This is a genomic window from Mycolicibacterium smegmatis (genome assembly GCF_001457595.1).
Classification (GTDB): domain Bacteria; phylum Actinomycetota; class Actinomycetes; order Mycobacteriales; family Mycobacteriaceae; genus Mycobacterium; species Mycobacterium smegmatis.
The window spans coordinates 6,004,355-6,027,287 of the sequence record NZ_LN831039.1; the positions used below are offsets into that span (position 1 = coordinate 6,004,355).

The window sequence follows — 22,933 nt, forward strand, 5'->3', positions numbered from 1 at the left end:
CGGCGATCTTTTCGATCGCGACCAAAGGGTTAACCGACGCCTGCGAGGCTAAACAACCCGTACCCGCAAGCTACTTGGACGCGGCGGCTTCCTGCTCACGCTTGATCTCCAGCGCGATGTCGATGAGCTGGTCTTCCTGACCGCCTATGAGCTTGCGCTGACCCGCGCGGTGCAGCAGCTGATGTGCCGGCACGCCGTACCGCTCGGACTGCCGGATCGCATGCTTGAGGAAGCTGGAGTACACGCCCGAGTAGCCCATGATCAGCGCGTTGCGGTCCAGCAGGCACTCGGCGGGCATGGCCGGGGCCACCACCTCTTCGGCCGCGTCGGCGATGTCGAAGAAGTCGATGCCGGTCTTGACGCCGATCTTGTCGAACACGCCGATGAGCGCCTCGACGGGTGCGTTGCCCGCACCCGCACCGAACCGCCTGCAGGAGCCGTCGATCTGCTTGGCGCCCGCGCGCACGGCCTCGACCGAGTTCGCGACGCCCAGGCCGAGGTTCTCGTGACCGTGGAAACCGACCTGGGCGTCCGAGCCCAGTTCGGCGACCAGCGCCTGCACGCGGTCGCGAACGCCTTCGAGCACCAGCGCACCGGCCGAGTCGACGACGTAGACGCACTGGCAGCCGGCGTCGGCCATGATGCGGGCCTGCTGGGCGAGCTTCTCCGGCGAGATGGTGTGGGCCATCATCAAAAAGCCCACGGTCTCCAGGCCCAGTTCACGTGCCAGGCCGAAGTGCTGGATCGACACGTCGGCCTCGGTGCAGTGGGTCGCGATGCGGCAGATCGAACCGCCGTTGTTCTGCGCCTCCTTGATGTCCTCCTTGGTGCCCACACCGGGCAGCATGAGGAAGGCGATCTTGGATTCCTTGGCCGTCTCGGCCGCGATCTTGATGAGTTCCTGTTCGGGCGTCTTGGAGAAGCCGTAGTTGAAGCTCGACCCGCCAAGGCCGTCGCCGTGGGTCACCTCGATGACCGGCACACCGGCGGCGTCGAGCGCCGCGACGATGGACCGCACCTCTTCACCGGTGAACTGATGCCGCTTGTGGTGCGACCCGTCGCGCAGCGACGTGTCGGTCATGCGGACGTCCCAGATGGGGTTGAAGAAGATGTCGCTCATGCCTGTGCTCCTGACGCGAGGCTTGCTTCGGCCGATTTCTTGGCGATTTCCTCGCCGACTTTCGTCGCCGCGGCGGTCATGATGTCCAGATTTCCAGCGTAGGGCGGCAGGTAGTCACCCGCACCCTCCACTTCCACGAACGTGGTGACCAGATGGTTGCCGCCGTTGACCACCGAAGGCTCGTCGAACTGCGGTTCGTTGAGCAGGCGGTAGCCCGGGACGTACGTCTGCACCTCGGCGACGACGTCCTTGATGGACTGCGTGATGGCGTCGTGGTCGGCGCCTTCGGGGATGGCGCAGAAGATGGTGTCGCGCATGATCATCGGCGGTTCGGCCGGGTTGAGGACGATGATCGCCTTGCCCCGCTGCGCACCGCCGATGTTCTGCACGCCGGCGCTCGTGGTCTTGGTGAACTCGTCGATGTTGGCGCGCGTGCCCGGGCCTGCCGACGCCGACGACACCGACGCGACGATCTCGGCGTAGGGCACGTCGACCACGCGGCTTACGGCATGCACGATCGGGATGGTCGCCTGACCGCCGCACGTGACCATGTTGACGTTCGGGGCGTCGAGGTGGTCGCGCAGGTTGGCCGGCGGGATGACACCAGGACCCACCGCGGCAGGCGTGAGGTCGATGGCACGAATGCCCGCTTCCTCGTAGCGCGGTGCGGCGTCACGGTGCACGTAGGCACTGGTGGCCTCGAAGACCAGATCAGGCTTTTCGCTCTGTGCCAGCAGCCAGTCCACTCCCTCGGCGGATGTCTCCAGGCCGAGTTTGCGTGCCCGCGCCAAACCTTCGGATTCCGGATCGATGCCGATCATCCAGCGTGGCTCAAGCCATTCCGAGCGGAGCAGCTTGTAGAGCAGATCGGTGCTGATGTTGCCGGATCCGACGATCGCGACGGAGGACTTTTTCGGCATTGTTTCTCCCAGCTGTTCGAAAGTCTTGGTCGAGGACATCACTCGAAACGCAGGTGTACTGAACCTAACCCGGCGAAGTCGGCGACGAAATCACTACCGGCGGGTGCATCTATCGCACGTGTGCACGAGCCGGGGAGCACGATGTCGCCGGCCTTGAGCCGCACACCGAAACTCTCGACCTTGCGTGCCAGCCACGCGACCGCGGTCACCGGGTTGCCCAGCACCGCATCGCTGCGGCCCTCGGCGACCACCTCGCCGTTGTTCTTGAGGACGGCGTCGATGTTGCGAATGTCGATGTCCTTGGGCGACACCCGGGCCTCGCCCAGCACCCAGCCCGCCGACGACGCGTTGTCGGCGATGGTGTCGCACAGCTTGATCTGCCAGTTGGTGATACGCGTGTCGATGAGCTCGATGGCCGGCGCGAACGCCGCGGTCGCGGCGAGCACATCCTCTTCTGTGCAGCCCGCGCCCGGCAGATCGTCGGCGAGGATGAACCCGACCTCGACCTCGACCCGCGGGTAGAGGTAGTTGGCGCTCTTGACGGGCTGATCCTCGTACACCTGCATGTCGTCGAGGAGGTGGCCGTAGTCCGGCTCGTCGACGCCCATCATCTCCTGCATCGCCTTGCTGGACAGGCCCACCTTGTGGCCCACCACCTTGGCGCCTTCCGCGATGCGCTGACGGATGTTGATCAGCTGGATCTCGTAGGCGTCGACGACGTCGATGTCGGGATTTCCGTCGGTCAACGGAGTGATCGGTTGCCGGCTGCGCTCGGCTTGGGCCAGGTCGGCGGCAAGTCGCGCGCGCACCTCGTCACTGAGCATTGTGGTGAAGTCCCCTCACTTCTTTGACCGGGGCGGTTGTTCGATCACCGGCCAATTCTATAACGTGTTCTACATGACTGGACAGGAGTACGACGTTGTGGTGGTCGGGAGCGGTGCTGCCGGCATGGTCGCCGCCCTCACCGCAGCCCACCAGGGCCTCTCGACAGTAGTCGTAGAAAAGGCTCCGCACTACGGTGGTTCCACTGCGCGGTCAGGTGGTGGTGTGTGGATCCCGAACAACGAGATCCTCAAGCGCGACGGCGTCAAGGACACTCCTGACGAGGCGCGGAAATACCTGCACGCGATCATCGGTGACGTCGTCCCGGCCGAGAAGATCGACACGTATCTGGACCGCGGGCCGGAAATGCTGTCGTTCGTCCTCAAGCACTCGCCGCTGAAGCTGTGCTGGGTGCCCGGATACTCCGACTACTACCCCGAGACCCCGGGTGGCAAGCCCACGGGGCGGTCGGTCGAGCCGAAGCCGTTCGACGCCAACAAGCTGGGCCCCGACCTCAAAGGTCTCGAACCGCCGTACGGCAAGGTCCCCATGAACATGGTGGTCATGCAGCAGGACTACGTGCGGCTCAACCAGCTCAAACGTCATCCGCGCGGCGTACTGCGCAGCCTCAAGGTCGGCATCCGCGCGACGTGGGGCAAGGTCAGCGGCAAGAACCTCGTCGGTATGGGCCGCGCGCTCATCGCGCCGCTGCGTATCGGCCTGCGCGAGGCCGGGGTTCCGGTGCTGCTGAACACCGCGCTGACCGATCTGTACGTCGAGGACGGCCGCGTGCTGGGCATCTACGTCCGCGACACGACGGCCGGCGACGACGCCGAGCCCCGGCTGATCCGCGCACGCCACGGCGTGATCCTCGGATCCGGCGGGTTCGAGCACAACGAGCAGATGCGCGTGAAGTACCAGCGCGCGCCCATCACCACGGAGTGGACCGTCGGCGCGGTCGCCAACACCGGCGACGGTATCGTCGCCGCCGAAAAGCTCGGGGCGGCACTCGAACTCATGGAAGACGCGTGGTGGGGCCCCACGGTTCCGCTGGTCGGCGCCCCGTGGTTCGCCTTGAGCGAGCGCAACTCCCCCGGATCGATCATCGTCAACATGTCCGGCAAGCGCTTCATGAACGAATCCATGCCCTACGTCGAGGCATGCCACCACATGTACGGCGGCCAGTACGGCCAGGGCCCCGGTCCCGGCGAGAACATCCCGGCGTGGCTCATCTTCGACCAGCAATACCGCGACCGCTACATCTTCGCCGGTTTGCAACCAGGGCAGCGGATCCCGTCGAAGTGGCTGGAATCCGGTGTGATCGTCAAGGCCGACACGCTGGTCGAACTGGCCGAGAAGACCGGCCTGCCCGCCGATCAGTTCACCTCGACCATCGAGCGCTTCAACGGGTTCGCACGCTCGGGTGTCGACGAGGACTTCCACCGCGGCGAGAGTGCCTACGACCGTTACTACGGCGATCCCACCAACAAACCCAACCCGAACCTGGGCGAGATCAAGCACGGCCCCTTCTACGCCGCCAAGATGGTGCCCGGTGACCTCGGCACCAAGGGCGGCATCCGCACCGACGTGCGCGGACGCGCTCTGCGCGACGACGATTCGGTGATCGAGGGTCTGTATGCTGCCGGCAATGTCAGCTCACCGGTGATGGGCCACACCTATCCGGGACCCGGCGGCACCATCGGTCCCGCCATGACATTCGGTTACCTGGCCGCACTCGACATCGCCGCTACCGCGGCGGCCTCCCGGAAGGGCTGATATGCCAATCGATCTCGACAAAGCACTGGGCGCCGAGCTGGAACCCATCGAGTTCTCGTGGACCAGCAGTGACATCCAGCTCTACCACCTGGGCCTCGGCGCCGGGGCGGACCCCATGGACGAGCGTGAGCTGCGGTACCTGGTCGACGGCACCCCGCAGGTGCTTCCGACGTTCGGCAACGTCGCGGCCAGCTTCCACATGACCGAGCCGCCCAAGGTGCAGTTCCCCGGCATCGACATCGAACTGTCCAAGGTGCTGCACGCCAGCGAGGCCGTCAGCGTGCCCGGCCCGATCCCCACGAGCGGCACAGCGAAGTCGGTGCAGCGCTTCACCGAGATCTGGGACAAGGGCAAGGCCGCGGTGATCGTCAGCGAGACCACGGTCACCGACCCGTCCGGCAAGGTGCTGTGGACCACCAAGCGGTCCATCTTCGCGCGCGGCGAAGGTGGCTTCGGCGGCGAGCGCGGCCCCTCCACCTCGGTCGAACCGCCATCGCGGGCACCTGATTTCGAGATCTCCCTGCCGACCCTGCCCCAGCAGGCGCTGCTGTACCGGCTGTGCGGTGACCGCAATCCGCTGCACTCCGACCCGGCCTTCGCCAAGGCCGCGGGCTTCGACCGGCCGATCCTGCACGGGCTGTGCACCTACGGCATCGGTTGCAAGGCCATCGTCGACAACCTGCTCGACGGCGACGTGTCGCGCGTGGCGAGCTACGGCGCCCGCTTCGCGGGCGTCGTGTTCCCCGGCGAGACGCTCTCGGCGAACATCTGGAAGGAAGACGGCAAGTTCATCGGCGTCCTGACCGCACCGTCACGGGACAACACCGTCGTGCTCTCGGGTGTGGAGTTGGTCCCGGCGTAACCGCGCGAGGTGCCGCAGCACCAGCTCGTATGCCTTCCATGCGAGCACTCCGGCCACCAGCGCGATGACGGTCGCGGCGACAAGCCGTAGATCGTGCATCACTCCCGAAGGCGCCGGTCTGGGTACTCGTGCGTCCGGCTGGTCGACCAACAGCGACCGACCCCACTCCAGAAGGAAGAAGGTCAGCGGCTGCGTCAGGTAGATCATCAGGGACGCACCGGCCAGGATGGCGGTGATGCGCCGTAGCCCAACGGGAACCGGCACGCGGGTGACCCAGATGAGCAGCAGCAAGCCACACGCGATGACGAGCTTTCGCCCGCTGTCGCCGTCGGAGAAACCCGGGAGCATGGCACCGCACACGGCCGCGACCGTCAACAGCACACGCTCACGGTCGCGGGTCGCGCGCGCCGCTGCCCAGCCGATCGCGAACAACCACAGTGTGGCGACCGGGCGATACAGCTCCATCGCGCCGTCACCAGAGAAGGGCTGGAACCTCAGCGCGAGGCCGACAGCGACGAGACCGGTGGCGAACCCGAACGGCCAGGTCCGTTCGACACGACGGACCGCCGGGATCGCCAGCAGCACTGCGCAGAAGACAAGTGCGAGAACCAGCACCTCGATGAACCAGTAGTTCCACACCGGGTCCCAGGCATCCGGTCCGAGCTCGGGTCCTTCCGGTGCGAAGAGGTGCTCGATGAGCAGGATGTTCCATACGTCGTAGTGCCGCGTGATCGCGTAGGCGACCGCGATCACGATCACGGACGGAACCACGATGCGCACGATCGACCGGATCAAAGGCCGAACCCGTCCGCTCGTCGCGACCGCGCTGAGTTGAAATCGGGCGAAGCTGTGGCCGGCGACCGCAAGCAGAACGTGCGCGCCGCCGAACAGATACGTCAGGCCCACGTGATTGGCGCACACCAGGACGATCGCCACGGCACGCAGAACGGTGCTGAGTTCCATCCATGCGAAGAGGCCACGCTGCTTGCTCCGCGCGTGCTGTTCCAGATCGGCGACGCTGCGCAGGTACCAGTGCGTGGGGAGTGTGCCGAGAAGATCATCGAGACGCCGTGACGTCTCGACGTAGGACAGCGAGTCACCTCCGAGGCTGACGAACGTATCGGTGTCCGCGACTTCGTCGACCGCGAGAACCTCACGGTAGAGCGCACGCACGTCACTGTTTTGCGCTGCGGGAGCGGCACTTTCTGTGCCTTGGGTGCGGCTTTCGGCGAGCCGCAGCACGCCCGCGTAGTCCGGTTTGCCGTTGGCGTTGTGGGGCAGTTCGTCGAGCACCACGGTCCGCACGGCGGTGGCGGGCAGACCCACCTTCGTGCAGACGACTGGGACCGGATCGGGCGTGCTCCGCGTGACCGCGACGATCAGTCGTGCGTCGTCCCCCGCGCACAGGGCCTCGATGCCGTCGGCTCGCAGGCTGTGCTCCAGCTGGTCGAGGTCGACGCGTAGGCCGAACAGCTTCAGGAACCGGCTGCGCCGGCCGATGATCTCGTACAACCCATCGGCGCGGCGACGGGCCAGATCGCCGGTGTGAAGACAATCGATGGTGCGCCCGAGCGCGAGGTCACGAGACGTTGTGGCGTAGCCGAGCATGACATTCGGACCGTGGTAGATCAGTTCGGAGTCGCCGTCGATGGTGAATGCCCCACCGGGAATGGGCTGCCCGATCGCCTCGGGCGCATCGAGTACGCGCTCGGGCGGGAGGTACGCCATACGGGCGGTGGCCTCGGTCTGTCCGTACATGACGACCAGATCCCAGCCCCTGCGATGTCCGAGCTCGGCGAACCTCCGCACCCGGGCGGCGCTCATCTTGCCACCGGCTTGAGTGACGTAACGCAGGCTGGGCAGTTCGATATCGGCGAAACCCACGCTGTCCAGGAGGTCGAATGTGTAGGGGACCCCCGCGAACGACGTCGCCCCGGTCGCGCGCGCCAGGTCCCAGAATCCGGCGTCCACCACCGACAATCCGGTGACGACCACCGTCGCACCCTGCGTCAGATGGCTGTGCAGCACCGAGAGCCCGTAACAGTAGGACAACGGCAGCACCGTCATCGCCCGATCGGAGCCGTCGATTCCCAGGTACTGCGCGATCGCGCGGGCGTTGCTGTCGAGGTTCGCGTGGCTCAGGCGCACCAATTTCGGTGAGCCGGTCGATCCCGATGTGGACAGCAGGAGCGCCAGGTCGGGATGCAGCTCATGCCGTGTAGTCAGGCGGCGCCGGTGCACTGTCCACCCGTCTGCACCGTCGGTACCGATCACCACGTCGGGGTCGTATGCCGCCACTAGTGCGTCACGAGAGTCGGCGTTGGACGCCACCAGCACCACGTGCCCCGCACGCAACGCGGCCAGGTAGCTCACGATCGCCTCGACCGTGTTCCTCAGCTCGATCAGCACCAGGCAGCGGGCCATATCACACAGCTGTGACTCTGCCGAAACACGCGCGGAGAGTTCGGCATACGTGATGGTGCGCCGGTCGGTGATCAGGGCCGGGTGGTCTGAATGTTCATCCCACCCGTCGAGAAAACCCGCCCCACTCGCACCTGCCGTGCCGCGCACAGCAAATATTGTGTCAGCATCTGGCGTCGACCGTCACCGACTCAGCGAACTTGCCCCGAGTATGAATAACTTGCCTTTCGTCGTGACACCGGTGATGTAGAGTCCGTTGCCAGCAAGCGCCTCGCGTTTCCACAGCATCTTGGCGATGAGCGCCCCGGTAGCGGCAGAGGGTGCGTCCCATACGATCTGCCGCCCCACATGCGAACGAGATGCGAATGAAGAGCACTGACGAATCCCCTTACGACGCAATCGTCGTGGGTTCCGGCGCGGCAGGGTCCTGGGCGGCCAAAGAGCTGACCGAAAGTGGTCTGCGAGTGGTCCTGCTGGAGGCCGGTCGGGCTGTTGATCCCGCGAGGGATTTTCCCGCTGAGGCGCCGACGGGCGCCATCGGGATGGCGAGCCGCGCAAAAGCCGCCGTCAGCGGCCAATTCGTCCAGGCGCAGTGCGCGGCATTCTTCGAGACCACCAAGCACTTCTACGTCAACGACCGGCAGAACCCGTACACCACAACGCCTGGTAAACGGTTTCTCTGGTATCGCGGCCGCCAACTCGGGGGCCGTCTGCACACATGGTCCAGGCATGTTCCGCGGATGTCGGACAACGAATTCAAATCCGCGAGCCTGCGTGGGCACGGCATCGACTGGCCGATCTCGTACGAGGACGTGGCGCCGTTCTACGACATCGTCGAACAGACGCTCGGCGTCCACGGCGCCCCTTCGGGCATCGCTTCCTGCCCCGACGGGAAATTCCTCGGACCCGCGAAAACCACGCAGATAGAGGAGAAGTTCAAGACCAGCCTCGAGAACCGCTTACCGAACGTGCGTGTGACCTACGGAAGAACTGTCAGGTACGACCGGGAAAGAATCCCGCTGCCGCTACGCCTCGCCATGGGTACCGGAAACCTCGAGATCCGTACCGACGCCGTCGTACGCCGCCTGATGATCGATCCACGGACCGGGAAAGCCGTGGGCGTCGACTACGTCGACCGGAGCACCGGCGCGGCGCAAGCCGTTCACGGCAGGGTGGTCGTGCTGTGCGCGTCGGCGATCGAAAGCGTCAGGATCCTTCTGAATTCAAGAACCGCAACGCATCCCGCCGGTGTGGGCAACTCGTCCGGCCATCTCGGCAGGTACGTATGTGATCACGTCGCCTACGCGCAGAGCGGCAGCGTTGCCGAACACGAGATCGAACCAAGTCCCGCCGAAGACGGGTTCGACTTCGCCGCGACCGGTCTGTACATCCCGAATTTCTGCGACCCTGCCGCCGTCGGATTTCCCGGTGGCTATGGTATTCAGATCGGCATCGGACGTGGTAAGCCGACCTGGAGCATGTACGCCCTCGGGGAGATGCAACCGCGGTTCGACAACCGGGTGTCACTGGACCCCAGGGTCACCGATGCGTGGGGCGTGCCGGCCGCGCGGATCGAGTGCAGCCACTCCCCTGACGAGGTCAGGATGGTCGGCCACATGCGGTCGACGATCCGCGAGATCGCCACGGCCGGTGGCCTTCCGGTCGAAAACGATCATGACCTCGGGCGCCGCAGCATCGCACTGCGATTGCTTCGGTCCCGCTTCTTCACCGACTACGGCGCGTACTGGCCGGGGGCGGCCGTCCACGAGAGCGGCGGCGCCAGAATGGGCGAGCGCCCGGACAACTCGGTACTCAATCCCTACTGTCAGGTCTGGGATGCCGACAACGTCTTCGTGACCGACGGCGCGTGTTTCGTCTCATCGGGTTTCCAGAACCACACCCTCACGATGATGGCACTCACCGTGCGGGCGTGCCGGTTCATCGCTGAGGATTACTTGAAGCACTGACAGCCATATGCCTGGTTCAAGGTACAGTCGCGACATGCCCGATACCGCCAGGGGCGCGAAACTCACACCCCGCCGGCGACGCTTTCGCAACGGGATGTTGGCGTTCTGCCTGATTCTCACCGCAGCACTGGTCGCCGGGTTACCGGTTTACGTCTTTCCCCAAGTCGATCCGCCGCGGCATGCCGACGCCGTCCTGATCCTCGGCGGCCCGGATTATCGCCGATACGGATTCGGGTTCGATCTGGGCAGGGAGGGTTGGGCGCAAACCGTCGTGGTATCGAACCCGAATGGGGCCGACGACCCGTTCATGACCGAGTACTGTGCCGAACCGCATCCTGAATTCCATTTGATCTGCTTCATTCCGGATCCCCGAACGACCAAGGGGGAAGGACGAGAACTCCGCCGGTTGGCGGAAGAGAACGGCTGGCAGCGGGTCATCGTGGTGACCATTCGACCGCACATCTCCCGGGCGAGGTACATCCTCGAACAGTGCTATGCCGGCGAACTGGTGATGGTGGCTCTGCCGGTTCGGTTGTCGTTGTTCGAGTGGGCGTTCCACTACGTCTACCAGACGGCTGGTTATGCGCGAGCGATGTTGCAACCCGGATGTTGAGTGGACGGCACCATTTCGGACCTACGATGACGACATGACGCGTGACCGACGGACGACACTGCTCACGCTCGCGCGCGTCTGGGCCTATCCGTTGTGGTTCACCGTCAACCGATCGGACGCGGCGGACGTGGTCACCGAGGATGTCGACTGGTGGATGAGCTGCATCGACGATCCCGATCTGTCTGCCCTCGATCACTATTCGCGTTTCGCCTACCTGAGTGGCGCGCTGTGTGAATTCCGCACGCTCGTCCACTACCGGCTGCGATCTGTTCCATGGCCGCTGCGCGTGCTCCTGCGCAAGCTGTACCCGCCCGAACCCACCCTGACGCTCGACGTCGGCAGCATCGGGCCGGCCTTCTTCATCCAGCACGGTGTGGGGACCATCGTCGCCGCGGAATCCATCGGGTCCCACTGCTGGATCAACCAGCAGGTCACCATCGGGCACAACACTCGAGGCAGGCCGACATTGGGCGACCACGTGCGGGTGGGGGCCGGAGCGGTGGTGATCGGTCCGATCACCCTGCACGACAGAGCGACGATCGGAGTCAACGCGACGGTGATCCACGATGTGCCCGCCGGCGCGACCGTCGTCGCACCCGCTGCGACGATGCTCAACCGACCGGCGACCGGCGACGCACAAGCCTAGGCACCCACAGCAGATCAGGGAGTACCTGCGCTGTGAGGATCGCAAGCGCCGAAGCGAACACCACCCCGACCGCACCGAAGCGGGCAACCACCAGGCATCCGAGCCCGATGCTGACGGCTGCCATCGTCAACGTCCAAAGCGCCTGCCACCGAGCCTCATTCGACCTGGTCAGAAGGACCGAGGACGCGAAATGCACGGCTTGGCCGACCAGGACGGCGCCGAACGCCAGGGCAAGCCAAGCAGAAACATCGATCTCTCCATCCGACAGCACCGATGCCGCCCAGGGGCCGAGCAACCCCAGGAGCACCATCGCCACGATCCCCACGACAGCCAGCGCGACCGTGAGTTGCCACCACATGCGGATCGTCGCGTCCACGACGCTTCTTCTCTTGACGAAGATCGGCCAGTACGCCAGGGCCGCAGTCGACAGGATCTGCCAGCCGATCGCGTAGATCTGCGCCATCAACGCGTAACGGGACAATTCCTCGGGCGTCGAAAGGTGCGCCAACAGAACTCGTCCGCCCTGAGACCCGATCGGAATGCCCACGCCGACCAGGAACAGCCACATACTGCCGGCCAGCAGGCGAGTTCCTGCTCGCGACGAGGACACCGACGAGAACACGTCCGCTCCGAGCCCGGACAGTCGCAGCGCCAGTACGGTACCGACCAACTGGCCGATGAGCAGACCACCCAGTGCCGATATGGCATACCAGATCCCACTTGCTCCCATGCCACGCAGTACGAGTGTGAGTCCCAGCCCGAATGCGGGGCAGCTCATCAAAACCAGTGTGGCCATCGGATTCCGGTCTATGCCCACCAGGATCCGCGGCCCGAGGCCGGCTGGAATGGTCAGTGCAAATATGCACACGGCAACAGTGATCGCCCAGCGGTCCTCGGGGCCGCTGGCGAATCCGATCGCCGCGCGCCATCCGTCGAGCACCATGACACCCAACGCGATCGCGATCAGGGTGCCGGCGACCAGGAAAAGGACGCGGTAGGCGCGCCGGATGACATCGACGGCCTCATCATGATCTTTGCCGCCGAGCATCGCCGCGGCGTTGATCGCCGTGGCTCCGATACCGAGGTCGGCAAACGGAAACAACAGGGTGACCGTGGCGATGAGTGAGACCAGACCGAACACGGCTTCGCCTGTCTCGCGGACGATGATCGCCGTGTTCAGCAGGCCCAGCAACGCCACGACCGGTGTTCCGAGGATGCGGTACAGCGGGCCGAGCACCAGCGAACGGCGCTCCTCGGGTGCCAGACGCCCCTGATCGGTCGTCATCGCCGGACGGCCGAGAACCGGCGCACGACGATCCTGACCGCGTTCAGAATCGCGTAGGTCAGAGCGACAACGCCCGGCCGGGCGTACCGCACCGCCGACCACGTCGCTCTGGCCACCCCGCTCAGTGACCCAGCCGAGACCGCCGCACTCACGGGACTGGTGCAGAGATAGTCGCCGAGAACCCGCGGTGACTCCGGCGCAAGGTGGCGTAACCCCCAGCGGATGTATATGCCAGTTCGATCGGTGGTGTCGCGGGAGACCGAACGGCCGTGCACGTTGTAGATGGTCAACGGTTCGGGGAGTTGAATCACGCGCAGGTCGGGCACGGTGCGCTGTACCCGTATCAGCCAACTGGGCTCATCGTGGGGTTGGTCGAGCGGTGCGCCCCACGGAATCGATCGTGCCAGCGCGGTGGGGAAGCACAGGGTGGACGTCTGCAGATTGGCGTTGCCGAATCCCAGTCGCTCGAACCGGAACAGATACTCCGCCACGGCCTCTCCTGGCGCGATGAGGCGCTGGGGCCATATGCGCCGCCGATCGCCCGGCCCGTGGACCAGCATCCTGGAGGACACGATCCAGTGGTCGTCGCCGAACTCCTCGACTGCCGCGAGCTGACGGGTCAGCTTGGTCGGCCGCCACAGGTCGTCATCGTCGAGCAACGCGATGACGGTCCCCCGTGCGGCATCGATACCCAGTTGCCGGCTTCGTGCCGGGCCGTGACCGGGTGGTGCCGCGAGAACCTTGATCCGATCGTCGCCCGGGAGGCGCACCTGCACATCCGGTTCCGCGACGACGAGAATCTCATCGACGGGATATGTCTGCCCGAGCGTCGACTGGACGGCACACGCGAGAGACGGTCTGCCGATCGTGGCGATCACCACGCTGACGCTGGGTTTCATCAGCTGTCTGACCGTACCGATCGACCGCGAAAGTGAGTGGCGGAGAACAGCAACGCGATGCATACGAAAGTGGGAATCATGTTGTACAGCCACGGGCCGTACATGATGTCCCAGATGCCCTGCAGTGCCACTGTGACGCCCAGCGGTGCCCATCGACCGAGCCTGGTGAAGTTCCACACGATGCCGAGGCATGCCACCAGCAGTGCCGCGGGTAGGAGCACTGCCAGCACGCCTCCTTCGGCCCAAGAGCCCAGAAGAATCGAATGCATCGCGGAATAGTTGGTGGGCGGTAATTCCCAGTACACGTCGAAGGGGAACGTCGGATCGAACCCAAGCCGGGTCGCAAGATGCTGGGCGCGCGTGTACACGTCGGGGGTCAGGTTCATGGCACTTCCCCAACCCAGAAGCGGATGCTCGAGAATTGCGGTGATGCTCATGGGTGGTTCGGTCCGGCCCGCGAGCAGTAGCGGCACGTTGAACGCGTCCTGCTCGATGGTCTTGCGTTGCAGTGCCGATCCGAACAGTCCGGTGCGAGCGACCATCGGCATCACGTACGCGAACGCCACACCGATCATGATGAGACCCGCGAACTGCCATCCGCGGCGGAGTCTGGACCCAAAAATGTGATCTATCAACAAGGTTCCGGCGGCGAGGAAACACACCAGCGCGTGCGCGCGATAGTTCAGCCCCAGACTGGCCAAACCGAGCGCGAGCAGCGCAACCGGTATCACCAGGCGCGGTGCCCGCAAAATCGTCAGACCGAACACGAGGACGATCGTCACGGCAGCGGCGATGCCGTATTTCCAGGTATCCGCGAAACGCCCGGTGTGGGTCAGTTCGATCCCCTCCGTCACGAAGAAGACGATCGCGCCGACGGCCAGTCCTGCCAACACCACTGCGATCGAGTCGACTGCACGCCTTGTGATCACCGTCAACCCGATGAAGTACAACCCGAAAGCCGCAGGCGCAAGGGCGTTCGGCCACAACACGCTCACGTCGTTCACCAGACACGACGCGAGGAACGAGATCCAGCCCAGAGCGGCGAGCAGAAGAGGTAGGACGTCGATTCCCCGGTGCGACATGAGGAACCACGCCGGCGCGATCAGCAGACATATCAGGGACAGTGCTGTCACCGTCACGTTGGCGCCCTGTATCGCCGAGGCTGCGGCAGCCACGAAAATCAAGATCTGGCCGGGCATTACGGAATGCACTCGGCTTTTGTCCTGTAGCGAACAGGGTGCGAGCTCGGTAGTTGTCAACACACACCCCCAATTGACCGATGCGCGCAAAAGTTGACGATAGCTGTTTACGCGGTTTCGCGTGGCGAAGTCGTAGCTCCCGTTACCATATTCCTCGTCAGATCCTTTGCTAGCGGAGGCAATGTGTCGATCACACAGCCGAACCGATCGCTGGCCGCGCGGCGTGGCAGGTCCTACGACAAGGGCCGTGGCCTCTGCGCGCAGATCCTCTGGGTCGCAGCGTCGAACCTCGTCTTCACGCAGGTGTGGTGCCCGAGCCGGCTTCGGTGCGCCATGTTGCGCTGGTTCGGCGCCCAGATCGGAGAGAACGTGTTGATCCGGCATAGGGTCACGGTCCAGTGGCCGTGGAAACTCACCATCGGAGACAACTCCTGGATCGGTGTCGGCAGTGAGCTGTACAACCTCGACCAGATAGTCATCGGATCCGACGTCTGCATCTCGCAACATGTCTTCCTGTGCACCGGCAGTCACGACCGCAGGTCTCCGACCTTCGAATTCGACAATGGGCCGATCACGATCGAAGACGGTGCGTGGGTGTGCGCACGCAGCACCGTTCTACGCGGAGTTCGTATCGGCGCGAACTCCGTCGTCGGCGCCATGTCGCTCATTCAGCGCGATGTGCCTGCGGACTCGCTGGTCCAGGCCTCACAACCGACCGTCAGCCGGATGTGACGACATGCGCATCCTGCAGGTGGTGACATTGTTCAGTCCGGACGGTCTGTACGGCGGACCCACCCGCGTGGCACTCAACCAGAGCGCCGAACTGGCCGGCCGCGGGCACGAGGTGACGATCGCGGGGGCGGCACGTGGTTACGAGGCATTACCGAGCGAGCTGAACGGAGTGCCGGTCAAACTGTTTGCTGCCACAAACATATTGCGCCGATCAGGGTTTGCCTGGACCTACGCCCCAGGTCTCACGAGCTGGCTGCGTCGCAACTGGCGCGAATTCGACACCGTACATGTTCACTTGGCGCGCGACCTCGTCACCATGCCGGTGGCCGCAGTGGTGCGTCGGCGCGGAATCCCGTATGTGCTACAGACACACGGCATGGTCGTGCCGACGAACCATTCACTTGCCACACCGCTGGATCGGATGTGGACCCACGACATTCTCCGTCACGCGCGTGCAGTGTTCTTCCTCGACTCGGTGGAACGGGAACAGCTCATCGCTGTCGCCGGGCCTGATCTGCGGCTCGTAGAACTGGGCAACGGCGTACCTGAGTACCCCACCGCCCACTCGGGCCGAACTTTGGGGCGAGCACCGGAGGTGCTTTTCGCAGCGCGCATGCATGCGAGGAAACGACCCGTGGTATTCATTGAGATGGCAAGGGAATTGCTTGCATCCGGCATGGACGCCCGATTCACCTTGGTGGGGCCGGACGAAGGTGAGGGCCCGGCCATTCGGGCAGCACTCGGTGGAGATCCGCGGATCACCTGGGAGGGTGCGCTGAGCCCCGAAGCCATCCCGGCACGGATGGCCGAAGCAGATGTCTACGTGCTCCCATCCGTTCGAGAACCGTTCCCGATGTCGGTACTGGAGGCGATGTCGGTCGGCCTGCCTGTTGTCGTGACCGACGACTGCGGCCTGGCACCGATCATCGAGCAGTGTGGTTGTGGTGCCGTCACCGACCCGTCGGTGTCCGGTCTGGCGGCGGCCGTCGGCGCGATCCTCCGCGATCGCGCGCATACCAAGTCGATCGGCGAACGCGGCAGAGAAACCGTGGTCGAACGCTTCGGCATGCGACCAGTCGGGGATCGCCTCGTGAGCACGTACTCCGACGCCCTGGTAGGTGCGCCATGAAGAAAAACGAGACGGTTCACCAGCGGATCCGGTGGGTCATCGGCCTCTTCCTCGGCCTGCAGCTGGTTCTCGCGTCCACACTCGCCTGGACACCGGCCACAGCCGGCGTGCCGCCGGTGACCATCGCCGTGATCGGTGATCAGAACACGGCCGGCATCAAGAACCGGGTCGTCTGGCCGACGCTGATGGCTGCGAGAAACGGTTGGTCGGTGTCCAATTACGCACTCCCCGAATCGGGTTTCGCGGCAGACGGAATGGGTGGCCAGGCCTTCAGGTATCAGGTGGAACGTGCGCAGGCGCAGCACCCGCGCGTGATCCTGCTGATGACCGGCACTGCCGACGCCTCCGTGCCGGAGATGACTGCGGTCACCGTCGGAGCGGTCGAGGCGATCAACAAGGTCATCCGGGGTGGTCAACAGGTGGCCGTGGTCGGTCCGTTCTGGTACGAAACACCCGTTCCCGAGTCAGTTCGTCGGGTTGACGACGCCGTTCGGAAAGCCGCCGCGCAGACCGGGGTGCCGTATTTCGATGCCCTTGACCCGCCCCTGTTCACCAGGGCTCAGATGCACCCTGACCGCACTGGCCCGAGCGATGAAGGACAGTCGATTGCCGCGGACAAGATCGCGACATGGCTCCGAACGCAGGTCCTGAAATGAACAGCACTCGCTGGCTGGACCTCGGCGCAATCACCCTCGCGGCCGCGATCGCGCTCGGCATCGCCGGAATCTCCCGCCCTGAGGTCGTGACAACGCCTTACTCGACGTCGTCCTCTGTCCGCGAAGACCACGCACCGCCCGACACACGACCGCTCGCATTGTTCATCGGTGATTCGTACACCGCGGGTGAAAGCTCTGCCGAGTTGTCTTATGCATGCCGGGCGGCGCTTCGGATGGGCTGGCTGTGCGCGCTGTCGGCGGTCGGCGGGACGGGTTACATCAGCGGCGGCCCGGCGAATCGCTGGGACGATCCGTACACCGGCAAGTCGTTGTCGTTCATCGAACGTATCCCCGGGCTGTCCGCCAAGTACGACCCCGACCTGGTGGTGCTCGACGGAGGACGAAACGACGATTTCGCCCCACGCACATATGCGTTCGAGGAAACGGTCTCGACACTCGGTGAGGTGCGCCGGGCATGGCCGCGGGCTCAGATCGTCTTCGTCCGGCCCCGTTTCCTGGACGACCCCACTGACGATTTGGGTATGACCGACGAGTTCATGGCACGCCTGAAGGCGACGCCCGACGCCAAAGGGGTGATCTTCATCGATCCGCTCAGCACGTTGTCCGGCACAGATACGTCAGATCTGCTCGCATCGGACAAGATTCACCCCAACGCCGAAGGAGAAAAGCGGATTCTCGCGGCTCTGATCGAAGCACTTCAGACGCGAAACGTCAGGCCACCGTCGTGAACCCCGTGCTCGTGACCTATCTGCGCCTCCTCCGAATTCGGTGGCGGTGGCTCGTGTGGGGCGTCTTGCTTGCACTCGCGGTTGCGACGGTCGTGTTGATCCTTCAACCACCCATGTACCAGTCAAAGGCGACAGTGCTGGTCCGGACGCCTGGCGACGTCAGCCGCGTCGTCGACGGCGGCGATACTTATGCTCGATCACGCGCCGCGACCTACGCGCAGCTGGCGAAAAGCTCGACTGTGGCCGAACGCGTGATCGCCGATCTCCACCTCGACATCGCACCGGCCACCCTGTCCTCGCGAATCAACGCGGAGAACGTCCCTGGGACCGCGCTCATCACCGTAACGGCAAGCGCGCCTTCTGCAGGGCAAGCACAGCAGACGGCCACTATGTTCCTCTCTGGATACGGAGCCACGGTACGCATGTTGGAGTCGGTTCCCGGATCGCTGGTTCCGCGTGCCGAACTCGTTGTCGTCGACCCGCCCGGGATGCCCAGCCGGATGGTCGCGTCGGGTGTGCCGCTTCCACTCCTCCTCTTCGGGGTCGCGCTCACAGGCCTGGTAGCAGCTGCCACCATCGTGGCGGTTCGGTCGGCACTGCACCCCTACGCGGAAACGGAAACCGAACCTTCGGGGGTGAAGGGTTGAACCTGAAATCTTTTGTCGCTGCGGCACAGCGGTTCTGGTCGACGTATCTGCTCGTCGCCGGGTTGGTTCTCATCGTCGGCGCAGCCGCGATAATGATGCTGCCCGTCACATACGTCTCATCGGCGCGATTGATGGTGTCGATCGAGGGATCGACGACTGCGGCGGCGTACCAGAACGAAGAGGTTGCTATCCGGCGCATCCGCACGTACATCCCGCTGCTGAAAAGCGATGTGGTGACCCAGCGCGTCATCGACAAACTCGGTTTACCCATGACAGCAAAGCAACTCGCCGAAGAATTGTCCGCCACCAACGTTCCACCCAAGACCTCACTCATCGACATCAGGATCTCCGACTCGTCACCGCAACGTGCGGAACTGATCGCGAACACCGTCGCGCGGGAGTTCGTCGCGTACACGGCCGCGATCGAGACGGCGACCGGCGAGGACGATCAGAAGGTTCAGACGACGATGGTCAGCGACGCGACGCCGGCGCGCAGGGACCCGGTCGAGCGAGCCTTGCTCTATCTGTTGGCAGCACTCGCAGCCCTCCTGCTCGGCGGAGCGGCGGTGTGGCTTCGCGCATCTCGTGAGCAACTCGATGCCGACTCGGACGACCCTGTCGGCCGCGCACCGAAAGCCGCTCAAACAGTGGAAGGCAGCTGAAAGCGGCGTCGTCAGGAGTTCCGTGCAATACACTGTTGCTCGCGGAGCCATTCGACGGTAGTTGCGATACCGTCACGCAGATCCACGCGAGCCTGCCACCCCAGCAGCATGCGCGCCTTCTCGACCGACGGCCATCGCCGCTGGACGTCGACCTCGAAGGTCGGCACGTTCTCCAGTGCGAAATCCTCTGGATCCAGCCCACACGCCGTCCAGATCATCTGTGCGATCTCGGCGATTGTGTGTTCCTCTGAGGCGGAGATGTTGAAATCCTGGTTCTCGCCCGCCGGATGGAACATCGCCGTGACGATGCCGTCCGCAATGTCGTCGACATGTGTGAGCGTACGGGTCTGCGTACCGGAGCCGAAGATCTGCAATGGGTGCTGACCCGAGAGCGCCTTTCTGATCAAGTCGGGGACGGCATGCGCGATTCCTGGCTCCGTGTCGGGCAGTTCGCCGGGCCCGTATGCATTGAACGGCCGGCAGATGGTGAACGGCAGGCCGTGTTCCTCATGCACGGCGCGGCAGTAGATCTCACCGGTCAGCTTCGAGAAGCCGTACGCCGATCGTGGTGGGCGACAATCCAGCAGGTGTTCTTCCGTGGTCGGAAACTGCGTCGCCTGCTCGAACACCATCGACGAGGACACATAGACGAGTCTTTCGACTCCTTCACGAAGTGCCGCGCTGAACACCGAGTTGTACAGGCCGGTATTCATCTCGAGGAGCGTGTGCGGAAGCCTGTGGAAGTTGGCGATGCCGCCTACGATCGCTGCGAGATGGATGACGTGGGTACATCCATCGACAGCCGCCCGCGCCTCGTCGGCGGAACGCAGATCCCCGGTGCGTATCTCACACGCCTCGTTCATCCACTGCGGTGCCGGCCGTTGATCGCACACTCGGATCTCGTAAGCGCTCTCATGCAGCAATCGCCGAACTACCGCGCTGCCGATCGTCCCTACGCCACCGGTGACGAGTATCCGGCTCACTTGGCGCCAGCGCACATGCGCGCAGAGCCCAAATCGGCTCTCCCAGTACCGCAGCCATCGTCAAGAATATGCTCACACACACATCGACCGATGCTCACCCGCATGGCCACCTTCCCCCTAGGGGCTCAACCCCCGCAACCAGTCGGACCCAATGTTACGCGCAATGATGGCTGCCGGCGCCCGCATTGACGTACTCGAAACCACACCAGGAGCACCGAGATCATCACCAACTGATGCCGATGTAGCGAGGATCGTCCTGGTAGTCCACCGACCCCGGAAACCGCACCAGGTCGACCACGATGCGCCCGTCGACGCGCCTCAGAGCAGCGATCGACTCTGGATCCGCTGCGCCGACAACGCACACCTCGGCATGGTTGACGACTTCGTCGGGCGAGTCCGAAACACACTGTGAAAGACACGGAATTCGCGCTTCGGCGAAGGCTCGATTGGCACCGAGCAGCCGTGACGCGGAGACTTGTGGGTCGTAGATCTGCAAGTCGAAGCCGCGTCCGACAAGGCGTTCCGCCAGTGCCACCAAGGGGCTTTCCCGCAAGTCATCGGTACCCGATTTGAAGGCGAGGCCGAGCAGACCGACGCGACGCTTGCCGGTCGCCTCGATGACATTGAACGCACGATCGATCTGGCCGTTGTTGGAAATGCAGACACTCTCCAAGATCGGCAGGGGGACGTCGGAGGTCCGTGCACGATGGATGAGTGCGCGGAGATCCTTGGGCAGGCACGAGCCGCCGAATGCGAAGCCCGGCCGCAGGTAGGCCCTCGAGATGTTGAGCTTTGTATCGGCCACGAAGATGTCCATGACGGCATGACTGTCAAGGCCCATGGCCTTGCAGACTGCTCCGATCTCGTTGGCGAAACCCGTTTTGAGTGCGTGAAATCCGTTGTCCGCATACTTCACCATCTCGGCGACGGCGAGTGGCACGCGAAAAACAGGAGCTGACATTCCCTCATACAGTTGGGCAACCACGTCTCCGCTGACGGCGTCGAACTGGCCGATGACGATCTTCGGTGGCTCGAAGAAGTCCCGGATCGAACTTCCCTCACGTAAGAATTCAGGATTGACCGCCACCCCGAAATCCTCGCCGGCCCGCAGTCCCGATGCGGCCTGCAGGCGCGGAAGAACGATCTGCTCACATGTCCAAGGCAGAACCGTCGACCGTATTACAACGGTGTAGCGTCCTGCACGGCCCGCGAGTGCAGCACCTATGTCTTCACTTACCCGCTCGAGATACGTCGTGAGGAGGCTCCCGTTCGCGGCCGAGGGCGTTCCGACGCATACCAGCGCGATATCTGTATTCGCCACAGCATCAGCGGGATTCGTGGTCGCGCTGAGCCGGCCGGCGGCGACCTCGCCGAAGATGAGTTCGCCGAGGCCGCCTTCTACCACCGGGCTCTGACCGCGGTTGATCATGTCGACCTTCTCGCGCCTGACATCGACGCCGATGACCGAATGACCGCGGCTGGCAAGACAAGCCGCAGTAACGCTGCCTACATAACCAAGACCGAAAACCGCGACGCGTCGCACCGCTCGGCCAGAGGGCGCGCAGGATTCTGCGACACCCTTGAATTCCCGGGCGGCGAGTGAATCACCACCCTGTGAGTTATCAATTCTCGGCATCGACTGCCCTTCCCGCGCCGCAAGCCCTTGGGCCAGCATTCTGCCAGTCGAGATCGCAATGCTAACACCCTTTGCCAAGATGGGACCACATGACAGAACAAGTCACCTGAAGATCCAAGACAATGAGTCGAGAGGATCCGATCGTCTTCCCTTTCCCTACCTTCATGACGGCTTCCACCTGGGCTTTTGTCAACGCCAGGAAGCTGTCGAACCCACGCTACTGGGGGGTATTTGATTAGTTCATTACATTTCAAATAGCTGCGTACACCGGTTGCTCACAGTGGCACCTACTTCAACCCTCGGTACAAACCGGCTATCCCCCTGGCAAATGGTCGACTGGGGCCAGATGAGGCAAAAGTGGATTAACTCCGCAAATCCCGAATCCATATCGAAAAGCGCGCCCGGTGGGTAGCCTGAGCACAGCCAAATCCCCGGACTCCCATTGATTCCATTACGAAGGGACATGACGTGGACCTGTTTGATGTAGTGCGGTCGTGCTTCCGCCGCTGGTACGTCTTTGTTCCGCTGTTGGCGATCGTGACCTGGCTCAGCTACTCGACATACAACTCGGTGCAACCGGTTTACTACTCGAACGCCGTCATCGGCCTTGCCGCCCCGAGCTCGCGGATCGACAACGCGGTGCAGGGGGTTCCCGTGCCACGCAACGGGCTTCTGGATGTTGGCGGCGCATCGCTGATCGCCAACATGACGGCTCTGGGCCTCAAGGAGCCGGCGGTGGTCGACAAGGTGGTCGCGTCGGGCGGGATACCGGATTACGACGCAAGGATGTTCCCGAGCCCGGCGAACATGCAGCAGTTGCCGCTCGTGATGATCGAGGCGACGGATGCCGACGAGGAAGCTGTGTCCATCACGATGCAACTCGTCACCGCTCAGGCCGAAGAAACACTGCGAAACTTACAGCAGCAGGCGCAGGTCCCTGACGCACAGATGGTCCGCCCCTTCATGGTGTCACCTCCGAGTACCCCAGCCGCCGGAATGCCGGCCCGCACCCGCTCGACAATCGCGATTTTCGTCGCGGGGTTCGGCATCACGGTCGTCGTCACTGTGCTTTTCGATGTGGTGGCCAGCCGGATCGGTCGACGGCGCAAGGCATCTCATGGGCCCGAACCGATCAGGGCGGATCACGCGTCCGATACCCCGTCGACAAACGGACAGCCGATCAGAAGCACAGAAGTGAATCAGACCTGA

General features: G+C 64.0%; 21 protein-coding genes. 12 read left to right on the forward strand and 9 right to left on the reverse strand.

The window, feature by feature from the left end:
- Window positions 1-70: 70 nt before the first annotated feature.
- From dmpG to AT701_RS29050, 3 genes are read right to left on the reverse strand one after another with little or no spacing between them, the layout of a single operon-like run.
- The gene (dmpG, locus tag AT701_RS29040; protein WP_003897334.1) at window positions 71-1,120 is read right to left on the reverse strand and encodes a 4-hydroxy-2-oxovalerate aldolase; all 1,050 of its coding nucleotides are present in this window, start codon (window positions 1,118-1,120) and stop codon (window positions 71-73) included.
- On the reverse strand, window positions 1,117-2,040 hold the full coding sequence (locus tag AT701_RS29045; RefSeq protein ID WP_003897335.1) for an acetaldehyde dehydrogenase (acetylating): 924 nt from the start codon (window positions 2,038-2,040) through the stop codon (window positions 1,117-1,119). The genes dmpG and AT701_RS29045 overlap by 4 nt, the downstream gene beginning before the upstream one ends.
- Window positions 2,041-2,078: 38 nt before the next feature.
- The gene (locus AT701_RS29050) at window positions 2,079-2,864 is read right to left on the reverse strand and encodes a 2-keto-4-pentenoate hydratase (RefSeq protein WP_003897336.1); all 786 of its coding nucleotides are present in this window, start codon (window positions 2,862-2,864) and stop codon (window positions 2,079-2,081) included.
- A 73-nt stretch (window positions 2,865-2,937) separates the two neighbouring features.
- Between AT701_RS29050 and kstD the strand changes: the two genes are divergently transcribed.
- Both kstD and AT701_RS29060 read left to right on the forward strand, forming a co-directional pair.
- Complete coding sequence (gene kstD / locus AT701_RS29055; RefSeq protein ID WP_011730906.1) at window positions 2,938-4,638, forward strand: 3-oxosteroid 1-dehydrogenase; 1,701 nt, start codon at window positions 2,938-2,940, stop codon at window positions 4,636-4,638.
- Between the two features lies 1 nt (window position 4,639).
- A complete protein-coding gene (locus tag AT701_RS29060; RefSeq protein ID WP_036453867.1) occupies window positions 4,640-5,500 on the forward strand; it encodes an enoyl-CoA hydratase ChsH3 in 861 nt (286 codons plus the stop codon).
- Here AT701_RS29060 and AT701_RS29065 read toward each other — a convergent pair.
- A complete protein-coding gene (locus tag AT701_RS29065) occupies window positions 5,450-8,071 on the reverse strand; it encodes an AMP-binding protein (RefSeq protein WP_058127087.1) in 2,622 nt (873 codons plus the stop codon). The two genes, AT701_RS29060 and AT701_RS29065, sit on opposite strands and share 51 nt — an antisense overlap.
- A 215-nt stretch (window positions 8,072-8,286) precedes the next feature.
- Here AT701_RS29065 and AT701_RS29070 point away from each other — a divergent pair, with 215 nt between their 5' ends.
- The 3 genes from AT701_RS29070 to AT701_RS29080 are packed head-to-tail and all read left to right on the forward strand — an operon-like array spanning window position 8,287 to window position 11,147.
- Window positions 8,287-9,888 carry a GMC oxidoreductase gene (locus AT701_RS29070; protein WP_058127088.1) on the forward strand — a complete coding sequence of 534 codons (1,602 nt, stop codon included), beginning with the start codon at window positions 8,287-8,289 and terminating at the stop codon, window positions 9,886-9,888.
- Window positions 9,889-9,922: 34 nt separating this feature from the next.
- Window positions 9,923-10,501: a YdcF family protein gene (locus AT701_RS29075; RefSeq protein ID WP_081319614.1), complete on the forward strand. Its 579-nt coding sequence runs from the start codon at window positions 9,923-9,925 to the stop codon at window positions 10,499-10,501.
- 34 nt (window positions 10,502-10,535) lie between these two features.
- Complete coding sequence (locus tag AT701_RS29080) at window positions 10,536-11,147, forward strand: LbetaH domain-containing protein (protein ID WP_058127090.1); 612 nt, start codon at window positions 10,536-10,538, stop codon at window positions 11,145-11,147.
- Here AT701_RS29080 and AT701_RS29085 read toward each other — a convergent pair.
- The 3 genes from AT701_RS29085 to AT701_RS29095 are packed head-to-tail and all read right to left on the reverse strand — an operon-like array spanning window position 11,113 to window position 14,914.
- Complete coding sequence (locus AT701_RS29085) at window positions 11,113-12,432, reverse strand: lipopolysaccharide biosynthesis protein (protein WP_058127091.1); 1,320 nt, start codon at window positions 12,430-12,432, stop codon at window positions 11,113-11,115. The genes AT701_RS29080 and AT701_RS29085 overlap by 35 nt on opposite strands.
- Window positions 12,429-13,331, reverse strand: a complete 903-nt coding sequence (locus tag AT701_RS29090; protein ID WP_058127092.1) for a glycosyltransferase family 2 protein — start codon at window positions 13,329-13,331, stop codon at window positions 12,429-12,431. Before AT701_RS29090 ends, AT701_RS29085 begins: the two co-directional genes overlap by 4 nt.
- Window positions 13,331-14,914, reverse strand: a complete 1,584-nt coding sequence (locus AT701_RS29095; protein WP_328586933.1) for a hypothetical protein — start codon at window positions 14,912-14,914, stop codon at window positions 13,331-13,333. The genes AT701_RS29090 and AT701_RS29095 overlap by 1 nt, the downstream gene beginning before the upstream one ends.
- Here AT701_RS29095 and AT701_RS29100 point away from each other — a divergent pair.
- The 6 genes from AT701_RS29100 to AT701_RS29125 all read left to right on the forward strand — a co-directional run bounded on the left by AT701_RS29100 (window position 14,900) and on the right by AT701_RS29125 (window position 19,105).
- Window positions 14,900-15,262, forward strand: a complete 363-nt coding sequence (locus AT701_RS29100) for a putative colanic acid biosynthesis acetyltransferase (protein ID WP_328586934.1) — start codon at window positions 14,900-14,902, stop codon at window positions 15,260-15,262. The genes AT701_RS29095 and AT701_RS29100 overlap by 15 nt on opposite strands.
- 4 nt (window positions 15,263-15,266) lie before the next feature.
- Window positions 15,267-16,391 (forward strand): glycosyltransferase, encoded by a 1,125-nt coding sequence (locus AT701_RS29105; RefSeq protein ID WP_011730916.1) that lies wholly within the window; start codon window positions 15,267-15,269, stop codon window positions 16,389-16,391.
- Between the two features lie 116 nt (window positions 16,392-16,507).
- Window positions 16,508-17,047, forward strand: coding sequence for an SGNH/GDSL hydrolase family protein (locus tag AT701_RS29110; RefSeq protein ID WP_223495831.1), 540 nt, complete (start codon window positions 16,508-16,510; stop codon window positions 17,045-17,047).
- A complete protein-coding gene (locus AT701_RS29115) occupies window positions 17,044-17,796 on the forward strand; it encodes an SGNH/GDSL hydrolase family protein (RefSeq protein WP_011730918.1) in 753 nt (250 codons plus the stop codon). Before AT701_RS29110 ends, AT701_RS29115 begins: the two co-directional genes overlap by 4 nt.
- The gene (locus tag AT701_RS29120; protein ID WP_014878502.1) at window positions 17,793-18,443 is read left to right on the forward strand and encodes a YveK family protein; all 651 of its coding nucleotides are present in this window, start codon (window positions 17,793-17,795) and stop codon (window positions 18,441-18,443) included. Before AT701_RS29115 ends, AT701_RS29120 begins: the two co-directional genes overlap by 4 nt.
- 62 nt (window positions 18,444-18,505) lie before the next feature.
- Window positions 18,506-19,105 (forward strand): YveK family protein, encoded by a 600-nt coding sequence (locus AT701_RS29125; RefSeq protein WP_223495833.1) that lies wholly within the window; start codon window positions 18,506-18,508, stop codon window positions 19,103-19,105.
- Window positions 19,106-19,116: 11 nt separating this feature from the next.
- On the opposite strand, the gene AT701_RS29130 is transcribed toward AT701_RS29125, so the two are convergent.
- Both AT701_RS29130 and AT701_RS29135 read right to left on the reverse strand, forming a co-directional pair.
- Window positions 19,117-20,088 (reverse strand): NAD-dependent epimerase/dehydratase family protein, encoded by a 972-nt coding sequence (locus AT701_RS29130; RefSeq protein ID WP_011730921.1) that lies wholly within the window; start codon window positions 20,086-20,088, stop codon window positions 19,117-19,119.
- A 223-nt stretch (window positions 20,089-20,311) separates the two neighbouring features.
- A complete protein-coding gene (locus AT701_RS29135; protein WP_223495835.1) occupies window positions 20,312-21,763 on the reverse strand; it encodes a nucleotide sugar dehydrogenase in 1,452 nt (483 codons plus the stop codon).
- A 429-nt stretch (window positions 21,764-22,192) separates the two neighbouring features.
- Between AT701_RS29135 and AT701_RS29140 the strand changes: the two genes are divergently transcribed.
- Entirely contained in the window at window positions 22,193-22,933 is a 741-nt protein-coding gene (locus AT701_RS29140; RefSeq protein WP_011730923.1) for a hypothetical protein, read from the forward strand.